The sequence below is a fragment of the Cedecea sp. genome, from assembly GCF_036500665.1.
Classification (GTDB): Bacteria; Pseudomonadota; Gammaproteobacteria; order Enterobacterales; family Enterobacteriaceae; genus Cedecea.
Map to the genome: position 1 here is coordinate 1 of NZ_DASYBS010000136.1, position 1,815 is coordinate 1,815.

Annotated in this window: 3 protein-coding genes; 1 reads left to right on the forward strand and 2 read right to left on the reverse strand. The window is 47.5% G+C overall.

The window, feature by feature from the left end:
- Nucleotides 1–256 precede the first annotated feature (256 nt).
- Together VGM55_RS21590 and VGM55_RS21595 are read right to left on the reverse strand one after the other, a co-directional pair.
- Nucleotides 257–538: a type II toxin-antitoxin system RelE/ParE family toxin gene (locus VGM55_RS21590; RefSeq protein WP_331636651.1), complete on the reverse strand. Its 282-nt coding sequence runs from the start codon at nt 536–538 to the stop codon at nt 257–259.
- Nucleotides 528–779, reverse strand: a complete 252-nt coding sequence (locus VGM55_RS21595) for a type II toxin-antitoxin system Phd/YefM family antitoxin (protein WP_331636652.1) — start codon at nt 777–779, stop codon at nt 528–530. Before VGM55_RS21595 ends, VGM55_RS21590 begins: the two co-directional genes overlap by 11 nt.
- A 327-nt stretch (nt 780–1,106) precedes the next feature.
- On the opposite strand from VGM55_RS21595, the gene VGM55_RS21600 reads away from it, so the two are divergent.
- Nucleotides 1,107–1,721 carry a Rha family transcriptional regulator gene (locus VGM55_RS21600; protein WP_331636653.1) on the forward strand — a complete coding sequence of 205 codons (615 nt, stop codon included), beginning with the start codon at nt 1,107–1,109 and terminating at the stop codon, nt 1,719–1,721.
- Nucleotides 1,722–1,815 lie beyond the last annotated feature (94 nt).

The following is a 1,815-nucleotide window of genomic DNA, read 5'->3' on the forward strand; positions in this document are numbered from 1 at the left end:
GAAAGTCAGGTGACGACATATGACCGTAAGGTTAAAATATCACCAACCCTCGATCGTCCAATGGATTGACATCCGGATGCCCTCCAATACTACACAGGCACCAGCAAAATCTGGCGCCTGGCCAGGCCCCCAGGATGGAAACCGCGATAACGACACGCCGCGAGCTTATTTTTATTGTCGCTTGCATAGCCACATCTTCGCATTATTGGTGGGCTGTGTGAGCAACCGAAATCCCGCAACAACCGCGATTGACCAGCTATCTTTTATCTGCAATACCGTATACTTTATCCCCATCTCGCCTGCCGATAGCAACGACTAACAGGGTAATCTCGTTATCATTAACTTCGTATACCAGTCGATACCCAGATGAGCGTAATTTAATTTTATACCGATTGTTACGCCCGGAAAGCCTGGCTGATGGGACATGTGGGTTATCCAGGCGTTCAGACAGTTTTTTCTTAAGTTGTTCACGAACCGGGCTCCCTAATTTTTGCCATTCTTTTAGTGCCCGGCTGTGGAATTTCAATTTATAGGTCATTGATATCCACGTCCACAAACTCGCCGTTTTTCAGCCTCTCATCAGCAATGTGATTCAGTGCCGCATCTTCTGCGAGTTCCTGATAGTAGGCATAAAGCTCCGGGGGGACGCAGTAGAACGCAGGCTCGTTGCGGTTCAGGATCGCTACTGCTTCACCGTCAGCATCTGCCACTGTACCCATCGGATTTTTTTTCAGGTCGGTAATACTGGCTGCCGCTATAGTTAAGATATGGTATGTCATATGCACTCCTTTTAAGTTGACTTAATATTAGCACCTTTAAAGATGCTTAATAAAGCTTCTTGTTGACTTTGGAGAGTAACCGCAGTAAGTTCTTTTCATGAGGCGTAGAAACCTCTCCCAAGCCGGACCGCAACCAACCCCGTCAGTGTTGGATTTTTTATGCCTGTCATTTAGTGAACGCATCATGCGACCACGCCCGATCAATGTCGGGAGGGCGACGAATACAACACCCGAAAGGGGAATAAGTCCGCGGCTGTTTGGGCCGTTTCTACCCTCCTGACACCCACTTATGTGGATTTCTGTAGAAAGAAACCAAACGAGGTCAACATGACTAATACAATCTCAACTGTAATTCCTGAAATCACCATTCGAGACAACCACGCGGTTACCACATCCATCGCTGTCGCCAATTACTTCGAAAAATCACACGACAATGTACTAAAGAAAATCCGTGCGATAATGCTGGACTGTCCCCCTTCTTATCATGCCGTCAATTTTAACGAGATGTTCCAGGATGTGGAGGTTGCTAACGGTGCCGTGCGTAAAACCCCTTACTTTGAACTAACCCGCGATGCCTTCGTGCTGATTGTCATGGGCTTCACTGGCAAAAAAGCCCTGCAGTGGAAAATCGACTACATCAACGCCTTCAACAAAATGGAGGATGAGCTGCGTGGCGCCCACCAACGAGAGGAACAGCGAACTCCTGACTACGCAGAATACACATCCCGAACCCTTTGCTACAAACGCGCTGGCGTCACAGTTAACGAGCTCTCCCTTCGCGAGGATGATCTGATTATATCTATGGAGTCGTGGCTGGATTTGGCCAGAAAAAATGGTTGGGTCGTACTCAGAAGGGACGAAGCGATCGTGATGCTGACGGAGAAAATTGGTGGGCTAATGGAGGAAATTTTCAGTGGATACACACAGGCAATACACAAATAAACTTAGCCGTCAACAGGCAGAATATACCAAGTGAATATACCAACAGTATACCAATAGCCTAAAAACACAAGGGGCCAGCCTAAGCTAACCCCTT